Annotated in this window: 17 protein-coding genes; 7 read left to right on the top strand and 10 right to left on the bottom strand. The window is 73.8% G+C overall.

Translation table 11 applies throughout. From position 1 onward, the window contains the following. Positions 1 to 121 precede the first annotated feature (121 nt). The 3 genes from CD790_RS21805 (at position 122) to CD790_RS21795 (ending at position 3,332) form a co-directional block, all read left to right on the top strand. Complete coding sequence (locus tag CD790_RS21805) at positions 122 to 892, top strand: SDR family oxidoreductase (protein ID WP_144384985.1); 771 nt, start codon at positions 122 to 124, stop codon at positions 890 to 892. Positions 893 to 969: 77 nt separating this feature from the next. Continuing rightward, positions 970 to 2,691 (top strand): AMP-binding protein, encoded by a 1,722-nt coding sequence (locus CD790_RS21800; protein WP_144384984.1) that lies wholly within the window; start codon positions 970 to 972, stop codon positions 2,689 to 2,691. A gap of 35 nt (positions 2,692 to 2,726) precedes the next feature. Continuing rightward, the gene (locus CD790_RS21795; protein WP_144384983.1) at positions 2,727 to 3,332 is read left to right on the top strand and encodes a TetR/AcrR family transcriptional regulator; all 606 of its coding nucleotides are present in this window, start codon (positions 2,727 to 2,729) and stop codon (positions 3,330 to 3,332) included. Positions 3,333 to 3,488: 156 nt separating this feature from the next. On the opposite strand, the gene CD790_RS21790 is transcribed toward CD790_RS21795, so the two are convergent. The 3 genes from CD790_RS21790 to CD790_RS21780 all read right to left on the bottom strand — a co-directional run bounded on the left by CD790_RS21790 (position 3,489) and on the right by CD790_RS21780 (position 6,411). After that, a complete protein-coding gene (locus tag CD790_RS21790) occupies positions 3,489 to 4,706 on the bottom strand; it encodes an acyl-CoA dehydrogenase family protein (protein ID WP_144384982.1) in 1,218 nt (405 codons plus the stop codon). Between the two features lie 4 nt (positions 4,707 to 4,710). After that, positions 4,711 to 5,757: a phosphotransferase family protein gene (locus CD790_RS21785; RefSeq protein WP_144384981.1), complete on the bottom strand. Its 1,047-nt coding sequence runs from the start codon at positions 5,755 to 5,757 to the stop codon at positions 4,711 to 4,713. A gap of 201 nt (positions 5,758 to 5,958) precedes the next feature. Continuing rightward, positions 5,959 to 6,411: a MarR family winged helix-turn-helix transcriptional regulator gene (locus CD790_RS21780; RefSeq protein WP_144384980.1), complete on the bottom strand. Its 453-nt coding sequence runs from the start codon at positions 6,409 to 6,411 to the stop codon at positions 5,959 to 5,961. A gap of 144 nt (positions 6,412 to 6,555) precedes the next feature. Here CD790_RS21780 and CD790_RS21775 point away from each other — a divergent pair, with 144 nt between their 5' ends. Both CD790_RS21775 and CD790_RS21770 read left to right on the top strand, forming a co-directional pair. Further along, positions 6,556 to 8,064 carry an MFS transporter gene (locus tag CD790_RS21775; RefSeq protein WP_144384979.1) on the top strand — a complete coding sequence of 503 codons (1,509 nt, stop codon included), beginning with the start codon at positions 6,556 to 6,558 and terminating at the stop codon, positions 8,062 to 8,064. 199 nt (positions 8,065 to 8,263) lie between these two features. Then, entirely contained in the window at positions 8,264 to 9,190 is a 927-nt protein-coding gene (locus CD790_RS21770; RefSeq protein WP_144384978.1) for an NADP-dependent oxidoreductase, read from the top strand. Between the two features lie 12 nt (positions 9,191 to 9,202). Here the strand turns inward: CD790_RS21770 and CD790_RS21765 are convergent, their stop codons facing one another. From CD790_RS21765 to CD790_RS21750, 4 genes are read right to left on the bottom strand one after another with little or no spacing between them, the layout of a single operon-like run. Continuing rightward, the gene (locus CD790_RS21765) at positions 9,203 to 9,529 is read right to left on the bottom strand and encodes a DUF202 domain-containing protein (RefSeq protein ID WP_144384977.1); all 327 of its coding nucleotides are present in this window, start codon (positions 9,527 to 9,529) and stop codon (positions 9,203 to 9,205) included. After that, entirely contained in the window at positions 9,529 to 9,960 is a 432-nt protein-coding gene (locus CD790_RS21760; RefSeq protein ID WP_144384976.1) for a YidH family protein, read from the bottom strand. Before CD790_RS21760 ends, CD790_RS21765 begins: the two co-directional genes overlap by 1 nt. A 30-nt stretch (positions 9,961 to 9,990) precedes the next feature. After that, positions 9,991 to 10,527, bottom strand: coding sequence for an NUDIX domain-containing protein (locus tag CD790_RS21755; protein ID WP_144384975.1), 537 nt, complete (start codon positions 10,525 to 10,527; stop codon positions 9,991 to 9,993). Positions 10,528 to 10,564: 37 nt separating this feature from the next. Beyond that, on the bottom strand, positions 10,565 to 11,590 hold the full coding sequence (locus tag CD790_RS21750; protein ID WP_144384974.1) for a hypothetical protein: 1,026 nt from the start codon (positions 11,588 to 11,590) through the stop codon (positions 10,565 to 10,567). Positions 11,591 to 11,886: 296 nt separating this feature from the next. Here CD790_RS21750 and CD790_RS21745 point away from each other — a divergent pair, with 296 nt between their 5' ends. Then, entirely contained in the window at positions 11,887 to 13,542 is a 1,656-nt protein-coding gene (locus CD790_RS21745) for an FAD-binding dehydrogenase (protein ID WP_144384973.1), read from the top strand. A gap of 87 nt (positions 13,543 to 13,629) precedes the next feature. On the opposite strand, the gene CD790_RS21740 is transcribed toward CD790_RS21745, so the two are convergent. Both CD790_RS21740 and CD790_RS36635 read right to left on the bottom strand, forming a co-directional pair. Beyond that, positions 13,630 to 14,013 (bottom strand): (2Fe-2S) ferredoxin domain-containing protein, encoded by a 384-nt coding sequence (locus tag CD790_RS21740; RefSeq protein WP_399218000.1) that lies wholly within the window; start codon positions 14,011 to 14,013, stop codon positions 13,630 to 13,632. Between the two features lie 181 nt (positions 14,014 to 14,194). Then, positions 14,195 to 14,686, bottom strand: coding sequence for a chaplin (locus CD790_RS36635; RefSeq protein WP_144384972.1), 492 nt, complete (start codon positions 14,684 to 14,686; stop codon positions 14,195 to 14,197). A gap of 132 nt (positions 14,687 to 14,818) precedes the next feature. Between CD790_RS36635 and CD790_RS21730 the strand changes: the two genes are divergently transcribed. Beyond that, a complete protein-coding gene (locus CD790_RS21730; protein WP_144384971.1) occupies positions 14,819 to 15,850 on the top strand; it encodes a glycoside hydrolase family 6 protein in 1,032 nt (343 codons plus the stop codon). A gap of 40 nt (positions 15,851 to 15,890) precedes the next feature. Here CD790_RS21730 and CD790_RS21725 read toward each other — a convergent pair whose 3' ends face one another. Next, the gene (locus CD790_RS21725; RefSeq protein ID WP_260867765.1) at positions 15,891 to 18,092 is read right to left on the bottom strand and encodes a glycosyltransferase family 2 protein; all 2,202 of its coding nucleotides are present in this window, start codon (positions 18,090 to 18,092) and stop codon (positions 15,891 to 15,893) included. Positions 18,093 to 18,238: the final 146 nt, after the last annotated feature.

Below are 18,238 nucleotides of genomic sequence, written 5' to 3'. Positions count from 1 at the left end.
CCCCGGTTCGGGGTGGGGTCAGCCCCACCCCCGCCCGGGGCCCCGCCCCCTTCCGTCGCTACATACCGACTGGTTAGTCTGCCGGCACGCAGCGTGGGACCGAGCCGAGGGAGCGTCAGACGTGGAGACCGTGAGTGGAGCCGGAGTGGTCGTCACCGGAGCGGGCGGCGGCATCGGGGCCGCCCTCGCCCGCAGGTTCGCCGCCGAGGGCGCCCGGGTGGTGGTCAACGACATCGACGCGGCCAAGGCCGAGGCCGTGGCCGCCGAGATCGGCGGCCACGCCGTCCCCGGAGACGCCTCCGGCATCGTCCCCGCGGCCCGCGCCGCGCTCGGCGGGACCGTCGACGTCTACTGCGCCAACGCGGGCGTAGCCCCGACCGGCGGCCCGGAGGCCACGGAGGAGGTCTGGGCCGCGGCCTGGGACGTCAATGTGATGGCGCACGTCCGCGCGGCCCGCGAACTGCTCCCCGACTGGCTGGACCGGGGCAGCGGCCGCTTCATCGCCACCGTCTCCGCCGCCGGGTTGCTCACCATGGTCGGCTCCGCGCCCTACAGCGTCTCCAAGCACGCGGCCCTCGCATTCGCCGAGTGGCTCTCCGCGACCTACCGGCACCGGGGCGTGCGGGTGCACGCGGTCTGCCCGCAGGGAGTGCGTACGGATATGCTGCGCGGCACCGGCAGCGCCGGTGACCTGGTGCTGGCCCCGACCGCGATCGAGCCCGAGCAGGTCGCCGACGCGGTGTTCGACGGCATGGCGAAGGGGCGGTTCCTGATCCTTCCCCACCCCGAGGTGGGCGACTTCTACGCGGCGCGCGCCGGCGACACCGACCGCTGGCTCGACCGCATGAACCGCATTCAGCAGAAGCTCGAACGCGCCGAGGCCGCCGGCTGACCCGCCCGCGCCCCGGCCCGTCCCGCCCCACCCCGTCCGTCCACCGCCCGCACCCTCGGCAGACAGGGGCCGCACCCATGACCACGTACCAGGACCAGCCCTGGCTGGCGCAGCTCAACGACGCCCAGCGCTCCCGGGTGCGGCCGCGCCCGAGCGTGCTGCACGCCTTCCGGGACGCGGTGGCCGCGACCCCCGAGCGCACCGCGGTCGCCTACTTCGACGGGCGGCTGAGCTACCGGGAGGCCGACGAGCTCTCCGACGCGATCGCCGGCCATCTGGCCGGCCACGGCTTCCGGCGTGGCGACCGCATCGCCGTCATGCTGCAGAACACCCCGCACTTCGTGCTCGCGCTGCTCGGCGCGTGGAAGGCGGGCGGCGTGGCGATCCCGGTCAACCCGATGTACAAGGCCGGGGAGCTGGCGCACGTCCTGGCCGACTCCGGGGCGGTCGCCCTGGTCTGCTCCGACCACGCCTGGGGGGAGTACGTACGGGAGGTGGCCGCGGACTCCGCGGTGCGGCTGGCCTACACCGCGCGCGACCGCGACTTCCAGACCCGCGACGACCCGCGGGTGCTGCGCGCCCTGGCCTCCGCCCCGGTCCCGGCGCCCGCCCCGGTCCCGGTGGGCGAGCGGGTAGGGGTGGCCGCGGCGGAACCGCCCACCGCGGTGGACCTCTTCGCCGTGGCCTCCGCCGGCGCCCGGCCGCCCGCGGCCACGGCCGCGGGCCCCGACCCGGACGACATCGCGCTGATCAGCTACACCTCCGGGACCAGCGGCGCCCCCAAGGGCGCCACCAACACCCACGGCAACCTCGTCTTCAACGCCGAGCGGCAGCGGGTCAACCACGCCCTGCCCGTGGGATCGACCTACTTCGCGCTGGCCCCGCTGTTCCACATCACCGGCATGGTCTGCGAGCTGTCCGCCTGCTTCGCGGCGGGCGGGACCCTGGCGCTCGCCCACCGCTTCGAGGCGGGCGTGGTGCTGGACGCCTTCGCCGAGCACCGCCCCGCCTACACCGTCGGCCCGGCCACCGCCTTCATGGCGCTGATGGCCCACCCGCGGGTCGGCCCCGGCCACTTCGCCTCCTTCCGCGTGATCTCCTCCGGCGGGGCGCCGCTGCCGCCCGCCCTGGTCGAGCGGTTCCGTACCGAGTTCGGCCGCTATATCCACAACGGCTACGGGCTGACCGAGTGCTCCGCCCCCTGCGCCAGCGTTCCGCCCGGCACCGAGGCGCCCGTCGACGCGGCCTCCGGCACCCTCGCCGTCGGCGTGCCCGCGCCGGAGACGCTCGTACGGATCGTCGACGACGGCGGCGCGGAGGTGCCGTTGGGCGAGCGGGGCGAGATCGTCGTCCGCGGCCCCATGGTGGTCCCCGGCTACTGGCGGCGCCCGGAGGCGACCGCGGCGGCCTTCCCCGAGGGGGAGCTGCGCACCGGTGACATCGGCTTCATGGACCGGGGCGGCTGGCTCTACGTCGTCGACCGCAAGAAGGACATGATCAACGCCTCCGGCTTCAAGGTCTGGCCGCGCGAGGTCGAGGACGTGCTCTACACCCATCCGGCGGTGCGCGAGGCAGCCGTGGTCGGGGTGCCCGACGCCTACCGCGGCGAGACGGTCAAGGCGTATGTGAGCCTGCGCCCGGGCGCGAGCGCCGAGCCCGGCGAGCTGACCGCCTACTGTCGGGAGCGGCTGGCCGCGTACAAGTACCCGCGCGCGGTGGACATCCTTCCGGAGCTGCCGAAGACGACCAGTGGGAAGATCCTCCGGCGGGAGCTGCGCTCCCGCACGGAACCGGCCTAGCGGCCCGGGCAAGCAGAGAGAGGCAGGTGGCGACCATGGCCAGAACGACGGAGAACGATGCGAAACCGGCGAACCAGCCGGTGCCGCAGCGGCTGCTGGCCGCCGCCACCCGCCTCTTCGCCGAGCGCGGCTACGACCGCACCTCGGTCCAGGAGATCGTGGAGGCGGCGGGCGTCACCAAGGGCGCGCTGTACCACTACTTCGGCTCCAAGGACGATCTGCTGCACGAGGTGTACGGACGGGTGCTCCGGCTCCAGCAGGAGCGCCTGGACTCCTTCGCGGACGCGGACGCGCCGGTGGCGGAGCGGCTGCGCGCGGCGGCCGCCGACGTCGTGGTCACCACCATCGAGAACCTCGACGACGCCATGATCTTCTTCCGTTCGATGCACCACCTGAGCCCCGAGAAGCACCGGCAGGTGCGGGCCGAGCGGCGCCGCTACCACGAGCGGTTCCGCCAGCTCATCGAGGAGGGCCAGCGCGGCGGCGTGTTCAGCGACGCCACCCCGGCCGACCTGGTGGTGGACTACCACTTCGGGTCCGTCCACCACCTGGGCACCTGGTACCGCCCGGACGGGCCGCTGACGCCGCAGCAGGTCGCCGACCACCTGGCGGACCTGCTGCTGCGCGCGCTGCGGCCCTGAGAGGCCGGCCCGGAGCCCGCCGGCCGCGCTTGCCGCGGCCGTTCTCGGGCGGGGTCGGGAGCGACCGCGGTGTCGCCGCCGCGGCCCCCGGCCCCACCGGCCGGGCTACGCCCCCCCGGCCCCTCCAGCGGGGCTACGCCCCCCCGGCCCGCCGGGCTACGGCAGGTACTTCTTCAGCTCGCGCCGGGCCAGCGACCGCTGGTGCACCTCGTCCGGCCCGTCCGCGAGCCGCAGGGTGCGCGCGGCGGCCCACAGTTCGGCCAGCGGGGTGTCCTGGCTGACGCCGGCCGCGCCGTGCAGCTGGACCGCGCGGTCCAGGATGTCGACGACCGTGCGCGGGGTCGCGATCTTGATGGCCTGGATCTCGGTGTGCGCCGCGCGGTTGCCGACGGTGTCCATCAGCCATGCCGTCTTGAGCACCAGCAGCCGCAGCTGCTCCACCGCCACCCGGGAGTCGGCGATCCACTCCTGGACCTGACCCTGCCGCGCCAACGGGGTGCCGAAGGCGGTGCGGGACACCGCGCGGCGGCACATCAGCTCGATCGCCCGCTCGGCCATGCCGATCAGTCGCATGCAGTGGTGGATCCGGCCGGGGCCGAGGCGGGCCTGGGCGATGGCGAAGCCGCCGCCCTCCTCGCCGACGAGGTTGCCCACCGGCACCCGGGCGCCGTGGAAGACGACCTCGGCGTGGCCGCCGTGGTAGTGGTCCTCGTAGCCGTAGACCCGCATCGCCCGGCGCACCTCGACGCCCTCGGTGTCGCGCGGCACCAGCACCATCGACTGCTGGCGGCGCACGTCCGCGCCGGCCGGGTCGGTCTTGCCCATGACGATGAAGATCCGACAGTCCGGGTGCATGGCGCCGGAGATGTACCACTTGCGGCCGGTGACGACATAGGTGTCGCCGTCCCGCTCGATACGGGTCTCGATGTTGGTGGCGTCGGAGGAGGCCACCTCCGGCTCGGTCATCGCGAAGGCCGACCGGATCTCACCCGCCAGCAGCGGCTCCAGCCAGCGCTCCCGCTGCTCCCGCGAGCCGAACTGCGCCAGCAGCTCCATGTTGCCGGTGTCCGGGGCGGCGCAGTTGAGCGCGACGGGGGCCAGCTGCGGGCTGCGGCCGGTGATCTCGGCCAGCGGCGCGTACTGGAGGTTGGTCAGTCCGGCGCCCAGCTCCGGGTCGGGCAGGAAGAGGTTCCACAGGCCGCGGCGGCGGGCCTCCGCCTTCAGCTCCTCCACCACGGGCGGCGTTCGCCAGGGCGAGTCCAGCCGCGCCCGCTGCTCCTCCGCCACCGCCTCGGCGGGGAACACGTGCTCCTCCATGAACGCCAGCAGCCGGCCGCGGAGTTCCTCGGTACGGGCGTCGAATGCGAAGTCCACGGTCTCAGCGCTCCTGGTCCTGGTGGGGGCCTCGGTCGGCGAGCGTGGCGAGGCCGCGCTCGATGAACACCGGCACGAGCTCGCCGATGCGGTCGAACCCGGCCCCGACGGTCTGGCCGAGCGTGTAGCGGTAGTGGATTCCCTCCAGGATCACCGCGAGCTTGAAGTAGGCGAAGGCGGTGTACCAGGAGACGCCGGAGACGTCCCGGCCCGAGCGCTCGGCGTAGCGGCGCACCAGTTCGGCCGGGGCGGGGTGGCCGGGGGCGCCGTGGGTGGTGGCGATCGGCGAGCCGGGCAGGTCCGGGTACTCGCTGTACATCACCAGCAGCCCGAGGTCGGTCAGCGGATCGCCGAGCGTGGACATCTCCCAGTCGAGAATCGCCCGGATCCGGTCGTCGGCGCCGACGAGGACGTTGTCGAGGCGGTAGTCGCCGTGGATGACGGTGGCCGCGGGGGACTCGGGCAGCGAGTCCGTCAGGGCGTCGTGCAGCCGGTCGATCCCGGGCAGCTCCCGGTCGCGGGACGCGGCGAGCTGCTTGCCCCAGCGGCGTGACTGCCGCTCCAGGAAGCCCTCGGGGCGCCCGAAGTCGGCCAGTCCCACCGCGGCCGGGTCCACCGCGTGCAGCTCGACCAGCGCGTCCACCAGGCCGAGCAGCACGCCGCGGGTGCGCTCGGGGCCGAGCGCGGTGAGCTGCTCGGCGTCGCGGTAGGGCGTCCCTTCCACGAACTCCATGACGTAGAAGGGCGATCCGAGCACGGACTCGTCCGCGCACAGCAGCAGCGGCTCCGGGACCGGCACCGCCGTCGGGTGCAGCGCGCTGATCACCCGGTGCTCGCGCGCCATGTCGTGCGCGGTGGCGAGCACATGGCCGAGCGGCGGCCGGCGCACCACCCAGCGGTCGGTGCCGTCGTCGACCGCGTAGGTGAGGTTGGAGCGGCCGCCCTCGATCAGCTCGGCGTGCAGCGCTCCGCGCACCATCCCGGGGCGCTCCCGGTCCAGATGCGCGCGCAGACGCCCGAGGTCCAACCCCGGCGGGGTGCCTTGGTTCATCGAGTTCTTCCTCCGTGCGGAGTGAGGCGAATGAACGCACCGGCGTACGGACGCCGGTGAAGGATCACCTCATGATGCCGACCGGTCGGTATGGCGTCTAGGGCCTACGGCGGTCGGCGACGGCACGCGCCGCGACGCGGGCGTCCGGCGCTCGGGCTCCGGAAGGGGGCCGGAGGGGGCCGGAGGGGGAGGGGCCTGGGGTCAGGCGGTGCGCTCCATGGACGGGCGCAGCCGGTTGAGCAGGGCGAAGAGGGTCTCGGTCTCCGCCGCGTCGAGGGTGTCCAGCGCGCTGTGGGTGGCCTGCATCTCGGTGCGGACCCGCAGGAGCGTCTCGCGCCCCTTGTCGGTGGCGACGACGTTCTTGACCCGCCGGTCGGTGGGGGACGGCTCACGGCGGACCAGGCCCTGGTCCTCCAGTCGGTCCACGATGCCGGTGATGTTGGAGGCGTCGCACACCAGCCGCTCGGCCAGGGCGCGCATCGGCAGCGGGCCGCGACCCAGCTGGGAGAGCACCTTGGCCTGGGTCCCGGTGAGCCCGTGGTGCACGGCGGCGGCGGAGAAGTCGCGCCACTGGGCCATGCCGAGCGCGGCGAGCAGCTCCAGGAGCTCGATCTTGGTCGGAGTCTGCGCGGGGGGAGGGGTGCTGGCGCTCATGGTTCGACTGTACTCAAGGTAATTAAAGCCTTCAACCATTAGCTTGACTAGGTCAACCATTGAGGTCTACCGTCGGTCGAGTTGCTTGATGACTTCAAGCATCCATGTCATGAAGTAACTGCGAAGCACATGAAGGACCTCCCCATGAGCCACCCAGCCGCCGCCGCGCCGGTCGACGGCCGCCGCGAGACGGTGATCATCGCCGCGCTGAGCCTCGCGGCCATGGTCGTGTCGATGATGCAGACCCTGGTCGTGCCGATCCTCGGACTGATCCAGAACGACCTGGAGACCAGCTCCGCCAACGTGAGCTGGGTCACCACCGCCACCCTGCTCTCGGCCGCCGTCTTCACCCCGCTGCTCGGCCGCTTCGGCGACCAGCACGGAAAGAAGCGCACGCTGGTCGCGGTGCTGGTGGTCATGGTCGCCGGCTCCGTGCTCGCCGCCGTCACGCACTCCCTGGCCTGGCTGATCGTCGGTCGGGTGCTCCAGGGCGCCGCCACCGCGATCTTCCCGCTCGCGCTCTCCGTGCTCCGCGAGGAGATCCGCCCCGCCCGGCTCCCCGGCGCCATGGCCATGGTCAGCGGCACCCTCGCCTTCGGCAGCGGCCTCGCGCTGGTCGCCACCGGCCTGCTCACCTCAGGTGACGACCCCGACTACCGCAGCGCCTTCTGGCTGGCCACCGGGCTCGCCCTGCTCGCGCTGCTGGCCGTCGTCCTCCTCGTCCCCGCGACCACCCAGACCACCGGCGGCCGCACCGACGTCCTCGGCGCGCTCTCTCTCGCCGCCACCCTCGTCCTGCTGCTGCTCCCCGTCTCCCAGGGCCACGAGTGGGGCTGGACCGACGCCCGCACCCTCGGCTCCTTCGCCGGCGCCGTGGTCATGGCGGTCGTCTGGGTGCTCGTCGAGCGCAGGGTGAGCGAGCCACTGGTGGACATGCGGATGTTCGCCCACCGCCCGGTCCTCTTCGTCAACCTCGCCGGCCTGCTCGTGGGCTTCGGCATGTTCGCCCTCTTCATCGGCGTCTCCTACCTCGTCCAGATGCCCTCCGCGCTGGTCGGCTACGGCTTCGACGCCTCCGTGCTGCGCGCCTCGGTGGAGTTCCTGCTGCCGAGCACCGTCGTCTCGCTGCTGTCCGCCCCCTTCGGGGGCCAGCTGGTGCGCCGCCACGGCCCCCGCCTGGTGCTGGTGCTCGCCTCCCTGATCGGCACCGTCGGCTTCGCCTGGGTCGCCCTCGACCACGACCACACCGCCTCCGTCATCGGCGCCGGCATGTTCGTCGGCGCGGGCATCAGCCTCGCCTACGCCGCCATGCCCGCCGTGATCGTCGGCAGTGTGCCGCCCCAGCAGACCGGCATCGCCAACGGCATCAACTCCATCGCCCGCTCCACCGGCAGCGCGATCGGCAGTGCCATGATCACGACGGTGCTCGCCTCCAAGAGCGTCGAGCACCTTCCGCCGGGCGCCCCGGCGCTGCCCGCCGAGTCGCAGTTCACGCTGAGCTTCGTCCTCGCCGGCGCGGCGTTCGTCCTGGTCGCGCTCGTCGCCGCGGTCGGCCTGCGCAGGATCCACCCGCTGCCCACGACCGAGCCGACGGCCCACACGACGGCCGCTGCCGCCGAGCCCGCCGCGCGACCGGTCTCCGCCGACGCCTGACCCGACCGGTCTCCGCCGACGCCTGGCCCGACCGGTCTCCGCCGACGCCTGGCCCGACCGGTCTCCGCCGACGCCTGGCCCGACCGGTCTCCGCCGACGCCTGGCCCGACCGGTCCCCGCCGGCATTCGAGCCGCCGGCCGACCCCTACCCCCGGGGGCCGGCCGGCCCTTCCTCCCCCCACCCCCAAGGAGCACCCCCATGAAGGCCATCAGCTACCGCGGCTACGGCGGCCCGGAGGTCCTCGAGTACGGCGAGGTCCCCGACCCCAAGCTCGGCCCCGACAGCGTCCTGATCAAGGTCAGGGCCGCCGCGGTCAACCCCGTCGACTGGAAGGCCCAGGCCGGCTACCTCGACGGCGTCCTGGACGCCGTCTTCCCCGTCATCCCCGGCTGGGACGTCTCCGGCGTCGTGGTCCAGCCCGGAGCGGGCGTCACCGAGTTCGCACCCGGCGACGAGGTCATCGGATACGTACGGGAGGACTTCCTCTCCCGCGGCACCTTCGCCGAGTACGTCGCCGCCCCGGTGCGCACCCTGGCCCGCAAGCCCCGCAACCTCTCCTTCGAGCAGGCCGCCGGGCTGCCGCTGGCCGGGCTGACCGCCTATCAGTCGCTGGGCAGGGCGCTGGAGGTGGGCGCGGGTGACACCCTCCTGATCCACGGGGCGGCCGGCGGCGTCGGCTCCCTGGCCGTGCAGATCGCCCGCCACCTCGGCGCCCGTGTCATCGGCACCGCCAGCGAGCGCAACCACGACTACCTGCGCGGCCTCGGCGCCGAGCCGGTCTCCTACGGCGACGGACTCGCCGACCGGGTGCGAGCGCTGGCGCCCGACGGCGTGCACGCCGCGCTCGACCTGGTGGGCGGCGACGCGCTGACCGTCAGCCCCGGTCTGCTCACCCCGGCCGGCCGGCTCGCCTCGATCGCCGACCCCGCCGTCCTCGGACTCGGCGGTCGGTACGTCTTCGTGCGCCCCGACCCCGCCGACCTCGCCACCCTCACCGACCTCGCCGAACGCGGAGTCCTGAGCGTCGAGGTGGCCGCGGTCTTCCCGCTGGAGCGCACGGCCGAGGCGCAGCGGCTCAACGCCGAGGGCCACACCCGAGGCAAGATCGCCGTCACCGTCGACTGAGCCGCGCCGGGCTCAGCACAGGAGCACCACGCCCAAGGCCGCGATCGCGAGCGTGCATCCGGACGCGGCCACGGCCGCCCGCGGGGACAGTGCGGGCGGCCGCGGCGCGTCCAGGGCCTGGATGCGGAGGTGCGCCACGGCCAGGAAGAGCAACCAGACGAACGCGATCAGCGCCACGGCCAACAGCCGGGGGGCGTCCGGCGGCCCTTCCCTGACAGCTTGCCGCTCGGCGAGCACACACACCACCGCGCAGGCGAGGGTGGTACGCCGCCAGGCGAGCCGGGTCCGCTCCGGTTGCAACCCCGGGTCCCGCTCGACACGCGGGCGCCCGGACGGCATCAGCGGGTCCAGCCCAGCGCCACGAAGACCACGATGGCCAGCGCGACCAGCGCGACGGACGTCGCCAGCGCGGCCGGGAAACGGGAGAGCGGCAGATCCTCGCCCTTGCGCATCGCACGCTCGCAGCGCACCCAGTGGTTGACCGCCCGTATGGCGCAGACCGCGCCCGCCGCCAGCAGCGTCACGGCGAGCGCCAGCCGCAGCGGGCGCGCGGTGTGCGGGAGGAACTGGTCGGCCGCGAAGCCGCCGCCGATCAGGGCCAGACCCGTGCGCAGCCAGGCCAGGAAGGTCCGCTCGTTGGCGAGGGAGAAGCGGTAGTCGGGGGTCTCGCCCTCCGCGTGGACCCGCTCGGGCGCGAACCAGAGCCGGACCGACCCGGTGGCGGCCGCGAGCCTGCCCCGGATGCCGGCGGTCCGTACGGAGGGGTCCATACGGGTGAGCCTAACCACCGGTCCGGATCATCATGCGGCCCCCGCGCGCCACGCCAGCAGCCGCCGATACGCCTCCAGACCGTCCGGCACCCACTCCCAGGTGTCGAGTCGCTCCGCGACCTCGTCCTCCGTCAGGAAGGCGTGCCAGGCCACCTCCTCGGCCTGCGGGTCGACCGGCAGCGCGCAGCTCACCTCGTAGACGGCGCTCCACCAGGTGTGCTCCGGGGTGTCGTAGAGGAACCGGAACAGCGGCCGGGGCGCGGGCAGCCCGGAGACGCCCAGCTCCTCCTCGGCCTCGCGCAGGGCCGCCTCGTCATACGACTCGCCGGCGCCGACCACCCCGCCCACGAACACGTCGTGCCGGGAGGGGAAGACCAGCTTCTCCGCGGTGCGGCGGTGCACGAAGACGCGCCCGTCGGGGTCCCTGACCAGGATGAAGACACAGCGGTGACGCAGCCGGCGGGCCAGGGCGTCGGCGCGCCGGGCCTGGCCCACCACGCGGTCCCGCTCGTCCACGATGTCCAGAACCTCGTCGGCTGAGCGCTGCTGGTGACCGTTGTCGGGCATGCCGCCATACAAGCAGACCGGGGTGCGCGCGGCACGGTCAGCCCCGGCCGCCCGGCCCATGGTGGCGGTGGTGGCCCCGGACCCGGTCGGCGTGGCCGCTCGTCCGCCCCTCGCGCCACCGCCAACGCCGGCCGTGCTCGCGGCGCGTGCCGGGCCCGTGCCCGGAGCCGTAGGCCCGGCGCGCCCGGCGGTGGTCGGCCTCGACCACCGCGTTCCACGGGGAGATGACGGCCACGGACAGGGGAGGTGGGGCGGGCGCGGACGCGGTCACAGGTTCGGGCGGCAGCGCCAGCGGCAGAGGCACCGGTAGCGGTAGCGGCGGCAACGGCCGGGCCGCGGCGCGGTGCGCCGGTCCGCCGCCGGTGGGTCCGTCGGCCGAGGCCGCGGGCGCGGGACCGCCCTCCGGCGTGGGGGCGTGGGAGGGGTGACCGTCCTCCGGCGTGGGGGCGTGGGAGGGGCGACCGTCCTCCGGCGTGGGGGCGTGGGAGGGGCGACCGTCCCCCGGCGTGGGGGCGTCGAACGGTCGACCGCCCTCCGGCGTGGGGGTGTCGGGGGGCCGACGGCCCGACTCCGCGCGGGCGGGCCCGGTCGACGCGGCGTCCCCGACCGCGGCCGAGCCCCGCGCGGGGCCCTCGCCGGGCGGGGCGGTAGGAGCGGTCGAAGCGGGGCCCGACGGCGGGTTCGGCGGCGGCGCGGGGGTGGGAGCGGGGCCCGGACCCGGACGCGGAGTGGCGGTCGGCGCCGGGTCGGCGGAGACCGCCGCGCGGGTGGGCGCCGCGGAGAGCCGGCGCGGCTCGCCCCGTTCCGGCAGCAGCAGGAACAGCGCCAGCGCGGTGCTCAGCGTGGACAACAGGATCGCCGCGGCCACCTGCCGTCGGACACCGGAGTCGCGGAACGGACGGGGACCCCGCAGCACCGTGCCCGCGATGACCTGACGGGGCGCCTCGGGGGGCTCGGGTCGGACGGGGCGTGGGGCAGGGGTCACCCGCGTGGGGTGCACCACGCGCTCGCCGGCCGGGGGAGGGCCGCCCCGCCGCGGTGACCCGTGGGGTCGGTCAGCCATGGCGCGGCATCCTTCCCGGCCCGCCGAGGGCTGTCCAGTCCGGTGAAACGATTGACTGACCCGTTCCGTACCCGGGTCGAGCGGCCCCGAGGGACGCCCGCCCTGGCCATGGCGGTGCCCCGCACGGCCGTCGGGTCCCGCCCGCCCCGACGGCCGGTCACCCGGAGGACGGACGGCCGGGGCCGGAGGTTGACGACCTACCAGTCGGTATGCAGGATCGCATCCAACGTGGCGGCCGCGCACCCGCCGCGCTCCCGAGCGGTCCGTCGGGCCCGGCGAGTCCAGAAGGTGACGGCATGGCGTACGACGCGGACGTGATCGTGATCGGAGCGGGGTTGGCGGGGCTCGCCGCCACCGCCGAACTCGCCGAGGCCGGCCGCTCGGTGATCCTGCTCGACCAGGAGCCCGAGCAGTCCCTGGGCGGTCAGGCGCACTGGTCCTTCGGCGGGCTGTTCCTCGTCGACTCGCCCGAGCAGCGCCGGCTGCGCATCCGCGACAGCCGCGAACTGGCCTGGCAGGACTGGCTGGGCACCGCCGGCTTCGACCGCGAGGAGGACCACTGGCCGCGCCGCTGGGCCGAGGCATACGTCGACTTCGCCGCCGGCGAGAAGCGGTCCTGGCTGCGCGCGCAGGGACTGCGGCTGTTCCCCGTCGTCGGCTGGGCGGAGCGCGGCGGCTACGACGCGCGGGGCCACGGCAACTCGGTGCCCCGCTTCCACATCACCTGGGGCACCGGCCCCGGCGTCGTGGCGCCCTTCGAACGTCGGGTGCGGGCCGGGGTCGCGCGCGGCCGGGTCGGGCTGCGTTTCCGACACCGGGTCACCGGGCTGTCCCGCACCGCCGGCGCCGTGGACACCGTCAGCGGCGAGATCCTGGAGCCCAGCGACGCGGATCGCGGCGCCCCCAGCAGCCGCGAGGTCGCCGGGGCCTTCGAACTGCGCGCCCAGGCGGTGATCGTCACCTCCGGCGGCATCGGCGGCAACCACGACCTCGTCCGCGCCAACTGGCCGGCACGGCTGGGCACTCCGCCGGAGGCCATGCTCTCCGGGGTGCCCGCGCACGTCGACGGGGCGATGCTCGGCATCGCCGAGGCCGCCGGCGGACGGCTCATCAACCGCGACCGGATGTGGCACTACACCGAGGGCATCCAGAACTGGAACCCGATCTGGCCGCGGCACGGCATCCGCATCCTCTCCGGCCCGTCGCCGCTGTGGCTCGACGCCCGGGGCAGACGGCTGCCGGTGCCGTTGTTCCCCGGCTTCGACACCCTGGGCACGCTGGAACACATCATGCACACCGGCCACGACCACACCTGGTTCGTCCTCACTCGGAGGATCGTCGAGAGGGAGTTCACCCTCTCCGGCTCCGAGCAGAACCCGGACCTCACCGGCAAGCGTGTGCGCGAGGTCCTCGGCCGGGCCGGGGGCGGGGCGCCGGGCCCGGTCCAGGCGTTCCTGGACCAGGGGGCCGACTTCGTGGTCGAGCGGTCGCTGAGCGGGCTGGTGCGCCGCATGAACGAGCTCACCGAGGAGCCGCTGATCGACGAGGCCGAGCTGTACCGGGAGATCACCGCCCGGGACCGCGAGGTCGCCAACGCGTACACCAAGGACCTCCAGATGACCGCCGTGCGCGGGGCGCGCCGATACCTCGGCGACCGGCTCATCCGCACCGCCGCCCCGCATCGGGTCCTCGACCCGAAGGCGGGCCCGCTGATCGCGGTGCGGCTGCGCATCCTCACCCGCAAGACGCTCGGCGGGCTGGAGACGGACCTGTCCTCGCGCGTGCTGACCGCCGGCGGCGATCCGCTGCCCGGCGTCTACGCGGCGGGCGAGGCGGCCGGTTTCGGGGGCGGGGGCGTGCACGGCTACCGCTCCCTGGAGGGCACCTTCCTCGGCGGCTGCCTCTTCTCCGGCCGTGCGGCGGGCCGCGCAGCGGCCAAGGCGGTGGGCTAGACCGGCGGCCCGCCGGACCGCCTCCGCTCCGCCCGTGCCGTCCGGTGGAGGAGCGGGGCGGGGCGGTCGCGTGGCGCGCGGAACGGCTCAGTCGTCGAGCGCCGCGCGCACCCGGCGGGAGACGGTGAAGGCGTAGAGGTCCAGCACGCCGGGCGGTTCCGCCAGGCCCGGCCCGCCGGCGCGGATCCAGGCGGCGATGTCGTCGAGCGCGTCGTCGTCGTTGACCAGCCCGAGCCACACCGGCCGCCCGCCCGCCGCGCGTCCCGCGGCCGAGGGCTGTACGACCACCACGTTGGCCTGGTCGCAGACGTCCAGACAGTCGGAGGCGCGGACCCGCGCGCTGTCGCCCAGCGCCGCGCGCAACCGCGGGATCTGGCCGGCGTGGTCGACGCCGGGGATCTTCCGCGGGTCGCCGCAGCAGCAGCCGCGGCACACCGTCACCCGGCACGGCGTGGAGGAGTTCCTGGTCACCGCGCCGATCTTACGGGGACGGTTCGCGCACCCGTACGAGCGGTTCGCGCCCCGCTCCCGGGGGGTGTGCCGTGGCGCGGGGGTCACAGCGCGTCGGGGCCGCCGGAGGGTTGCTCCGGCGGCCCCGCAGAGGGTCCGCGTCAGCTCCCACGCGCGGTGGCGTGGTGTGCCGGGCGCCTTCTCAGGCGTTGATGCACGTGTTACCGAAGGCCGGGTTCAGCAGGCCGGTGAGGTTGACCGAGTTGCCGCAGATGTTGATCGGGATGTTCACCGGCACCTGGATGTTGTTGCCGCTCACGACACCGGGCGAGCCGATGGCGCCACCGTTGGCGTGGGCGCCGTGCTCGTCGTTGTACTCGTAGTCGCCGTTGTCGTGGTGGCCGCCACCGTGGTGGCCATAACCGCCGTAACCGCCGTGGCCGCCGTTGTGACCGTTGTGGCCGCCGTTGTGACCACCGCCGTTGTGGCCGCCGCCGTTGTGGCCGCCGTTGTGACCACCGCCGTTGTGGCCGCCGCCGTTGTGGCCGCCGTTGTGACCGCCGTTGTGACCGTTGTGGCCGTTGCCGCGACCGTTGTCGTTGTCGTGGTCGTGCGCGGCGACGGCGCCGGCGCCACCGACGATGAGGGCGCAGCTGGCCGCGGCGAGCCCGGCGACCTGGACGATTCGCTTCATCGTCCTGTTCCTTTCGTGTTGCGAATGGGGCAACTTTTTCAACGATCCGAATCGTCTGAGGGTACGCATGATCACCCGATGGCATCATTCGAGGAGCCGTCAGTTCCGCACCCGCGAAGAGGAGGCCGCCTCATGGTCGAGAAAGGCACGCGTCATGATGTCGCGCGGAGCCGGATCGCCGCGGCCGCGGCCCTGCTGCTGAGCCTGTCGCTGAGCGGTTGTTCCGACTCGGGAGAGAAATCGGATGGGCTGCCTTCGGAATTGTGGGTTAATCCCGACAGTCAGCCCGCGCGCACGGCGCGCCAGTACGCGGCACAGGGGCGGCACGAGGACGCGGCGCTGATGCGGAGGATCGCGGACCAGCCGGCGGCGGAGTGGGTCGGCGAGCTGCCCCGGGCCCGGGCGCGGGCCGTCACCACCGCGGCGGCGCGCACCGGCCGCACCCCGGTCCTGGTCGCATACAACATTCCCAACCGGGACTGCGGCCGACACTCGGCCGGAGGCGCGGAGGGCGCACCCGACTACGGCGGCTGGATCCGGGAGCTGGCCGCCGGCATCGGCGACCGCAGCGCCGTGGTCATCCTGGAGCCCGACGCGGTGGCCCAGGTGGTCGACGGCTGTTTCCCCGGAGAACTGCGCGAGGAACGGCTCGCCATGTTGCGGAACGCCGTGGAGACGCTCAAGGCGCTGCCCAGGACCTGGGTGTACATCGACGCGGGAAACGCGGGCTGGGTCCGCGATCCCTATGCGTTGGTGGAGCCGCTCAAACAGAGCGGCATCGACAAGGCCGACGGCTTTTCGCTGAACGTCTCGAATTTCCAGCCGACGGGGGCGACCATCCGCTACGGACACCATCTGTCCGGCTCGCTGGGCGGCACCCACTTCGTCATCGACACCAGTCGCAATGGCAATGGCGCGACGAATGCGGTGGGCAGCCGGTCGGAGGCGTACGCCTACCCCGGGCACCACGAGGACCGCTGGTGCAATCCCCCCGGCCGGGCGCTGGGCGAGCGGCCCAGCACCCGGACCGGCGATCCGAAGGTCGACGCCTTCCTGTGGGTCAAGCGGCCGGGCGAGTCCGACGGCACCTGCAACGGGGGCCCCGGCGCGGGATCGTGGTGGCCCCGGTACGCGCTGGACCTCGCGCGCAACACGCGGGGCTGACCACCGCTCGGCGCCCGGTCGGCTCTCCCGGCGCCCTCGGTCAGATCGCGCACACCGGGTCCTGCTCGGCGGAGGGCGTCGGGCCGGTGTCCCCGGCGGCGGAGTCCGCGGCGGGGGCGGGAGGCGCGGTGGCCGCGACGGGCACGGCCGCCGGGGCCGTCGGCTCCACCCGGTCGGCCTCGTCGCTGCGCGCGGTCGGGACGGTCGCGGGCGCCGGGCGGGCGCGCCGGGCCCGCGCCGCCTCCACGGAGCGACAGGCCAGCGGGATCAGGCACAGCACCACCGCGAAGAGCGCCCACAGCCGCATCGCGAGATGGCTGTGGTGCAGGAAGAGCGAGGCGACGAACGATCCGCCGAAGACCACGCACCACAGCAGGTGGATGCGGAAGGTGGCGACCCGGTCCGGGCTGGCGGAGTCGCCCTTGGGCGTGACCACGAACCGGCTTCTGCGGCGGAGCGCCGCGTCCAGCAGCGATCGCGCGTAGATCGGCGCGGACAGCGCCGACAGCGCCATTCCGGCGACACCCGAGGAGCCGTACGGCTCGTGCGGGCTGACGTTGTGCCGCCGGTTCCAGACGTAGAGCCCGATCTGGAGGGCGACGGTGTCCCCGTACAGCATCAGCCAGATCTCGGGGGAGATGTGCACCCCGGCCGCCCCGGCGGCGAGGAAGAGCACGCAGGACAGCGCCGACAGCAGCCAGTTCAGGGCGGTCATCGGGTAGTACGCCATCATCAGCGTGTAGTTGAGCAGCTTGCCGGGGGAGAGGGTGGGCACCCCCCGCCACCACTGCTTGAGCACCGTCTCATAGGTGCCGCGCGACCAGCGCAGCTGCTGGGTGAAGAAGTCGGTCCAGGTGCTGGGGCCCTCGCCGACGGCGAGCACGTCCGGGGTGTAGACCGAGCGCCACTTCCGGCCGGTCTCGGGATTGCGGCGCCGGTGCAGCTCGAACCCGGTGGCCATGTCCTCGGTGATCGAGTCGTACAGCCCGCCGACGCTCCGCAACGCGCTGATCCGGACCGCGTTGTTGGTGCCGACGAACATCGCGCCGCCGTACGCGTTCCCCGCCCGCTGGATGAGGGCGTGGAACAGGAACTGCTGGCTCTCCGCCGCCCTGGTGACGAGGGTGTCGTAATTCCCGTAGACCTGCGGCCCGACGACGAATGCCACATCGGGATCGCGAAAGTAACCGAGCATGCGCTCCAGAAAGTTGGGCAGCGGCACATGGTCGGTGTCGACGCAGGCCATGATGTCGTATCCGTCGCCGTGCTCGTCCAGCCAGGCGTTGTAATTGCCGTGCTTGGTCTTCGCCCGGAAACGACCCTTGGGCTGGTTCCACTTCTCAACGCCCTTGCGGGAGAAGTGACGTACGCCGAGCCGGGCGCACAACTCCTTGGCGGCCGGGTCGTCGCCCTCGTCGAGCAGCCACACATGCAGCTTCCCGCGGTGTCGCAGCCGGGTGGCGCCCTCCAGCGTGGCCCGGACCATGTCCAGCGGCTCCTTGCCCGGCACATAGCTGGTCAGGAAGGCGACCTTGGTCCCCGGGCGGGGGGTCACCGGGACCGGGTCGCGGGCCATCAGCGTCGCGTGCGCGTTGGAGACCACGGTGAACAGCCGGAACGCCTCGATCAGGCCGACCGAGAGCAGCATCGCCACGTCCGACGCGGTCTCCCAGCCCGTGACGTTGGTGCGGTGTGTCCAGTGGGACGGCTGGAGCAGCCAGACGAGCAGCACCGCGGAGCACAGCGGCGCCGCGCAGAGCAGCAGCGCGGTGCGGATCCGGCGCGGCTGGCGGGCCAGCAGGCTGCGGTAGCGCACCCGGTACACGCAGTGCCGCGGCGGGTCGGTCAGCGGGCCCGCCAACTGGCTGAAGCGCTCGTAGTCGTAGGTCGGGCCGCTCTGCCGCGCCGGCTCGGAGGCCGTGTCGCCCGGCCGCTTCGACGACCCGAACGCCGCGTCGCCCGAGCGCTTCGACCCGAACGCCGTGTCGCTCGGCCGTTTCGACCCGAACGCCGTGTCGCTCGGCCGTTTCGTCGCGAACGCCGTGTCGCTCGGCCGTTTCTGTGCGAACGCCGTCTCGACCGGCCGCTTCGGTGTGGCGGCCGGGCCCGGCACCGCCTCCACCGCCGCCCCGGGGGGCTCCGCCTCTTCGGGGTCGACCCAGGACGGGGCGGGGCGGGCCGGCGCCACGGCGGCCGTCGAGGATTTCTCAGCCGGCCGCGGAACGGGATTCGTCGAAGTCATGAGGGCAACTCCCGCGAGGCTGTCTCGGATGGAATCTCACGCAGCGGGCGCCAGCCGGACGACATGCGTCATGTCATCGCCCGATAAGCGAAGATAACCATCACATAGGAGGTTGCTCTGTAAATCAGACTTTCGGCGCGCCCGGC

It is taken from the genome of Streptomyces sp. SAJ15 (assembly GCF_007595705.1).
Taxonomy (GTDB): domain Bacteria; phylum Actinomycetota; class Actinomycetes; order Streptomycetales; family Streptomycetaceae; genus Streptomyces.
Note: the sequence above shows the minus strand (reverse complement) of the source record. Positions and strands in the feature narration are given on the sequence as shown.

Excerpts from the sequence above, each read along its gene's own strand:
- CD790_RS21800 (WP_144384984.1), top strand. The coding sequence starts at position 970 with ATGACCACGTACCAGGACCAGCCCTGGCTGGCGCAGCTCAACGACGCC.
- CD790_RS21795 (WP_144384983.1), top strand. The coding sequence starts at position 2,727 with ATGGCCAGAACGACGGAGAACGATGCGAAACCGGCGAACCAGCCGGTG.
- CD790_RS21785 (WP_144384981.1), bottom strand. The coding sequence starts at position 5,757 with ATGAACCAAGGCACCCCGCCGGGGTTGGACCTCGGGCGTCTGCGCGCG.
- CD790_RS21780 (WP_144384980.1), bottom strand. The coding sequence starts at position 6,411 with ATGAGCGCCAGCACCCCTCCCCCCGCGCAGACTCCGACCAAGATCGAG.
- CD790_RS21775 (WP_144384979.1), top strand. The coding sequence starts at position 6,556 with ATGAGCCACCCAGCCGCCGCCGCGCCGGTCGACGGCCGCCGCGAGACG.
- CD790_RS21770 (WP_144384978.1), top strand. The coding sequence starts at position 8,264 with ATGAAGGCCATCAGCTACCGCGGCTACGGCGGCCCGGAGGTCCTCGAG.
- CD790_RS21765 (WP_144384977.1), bottom strand. The coding sequence starts at position 9,529 with ATGCCGTCCGGGCGCCCGCGTGTCGAGCGGGACCCGGGGTTGCAACCG.
- CD790_RS21760 (WP_144384976.1), bottom strand. The coding sequence starts at position 9,960 with ATGGACCCCTCCGTACGGACCGCCGGCATCCGGGGCAGGCTCGCGGCC.
- CD790_RS21755 (WP_144384975.1), bottom strand. The coding sequence starts at position 10,527 with ATGCCCGACAACGGTCACCAGCAGCGCTCAGCCGACGAGGTTCTGGAC.
- CD790_RS21750 (WP_144384974.1), bottom strand. The coding sequence starts at position 11,590 with ATGGCTGACCGACCCCACGGGTCACCGCGGCGGGGCGGCCCTCCCCCG.
- CD790_RS21745 (WP_144384973.1), top strand. The coding sequence starts at position 11,887 with ATGGCGTACGACGCGGACGTGATCGTGATCGGAGCGGGGTTGGCGGGG.
- CD790_RS36635 (WP_144384972.1), bottom strand. The coding sequence starts at position 14,686 with ATGAAGCGAATCGTCCAGGTCGCCGGGCTCGCCGCGGCCAGCTGCGCC.
- CD790_RS21730 (WP_144384971.1), top strand. The coding sequence starts at position 14,819 with ATGGTCGAGAAAGGCACGCGTCATGATGTCGCGCGGAGCCGGATCGCC.
- CD790_RS21725 (WP_260867765.1), bottom strand. The coding sequence starts at position 18,092 with ATGACTTCGACGAATCCCGTTCCGCGGCCGGCTGAGAAATCCTCGACG.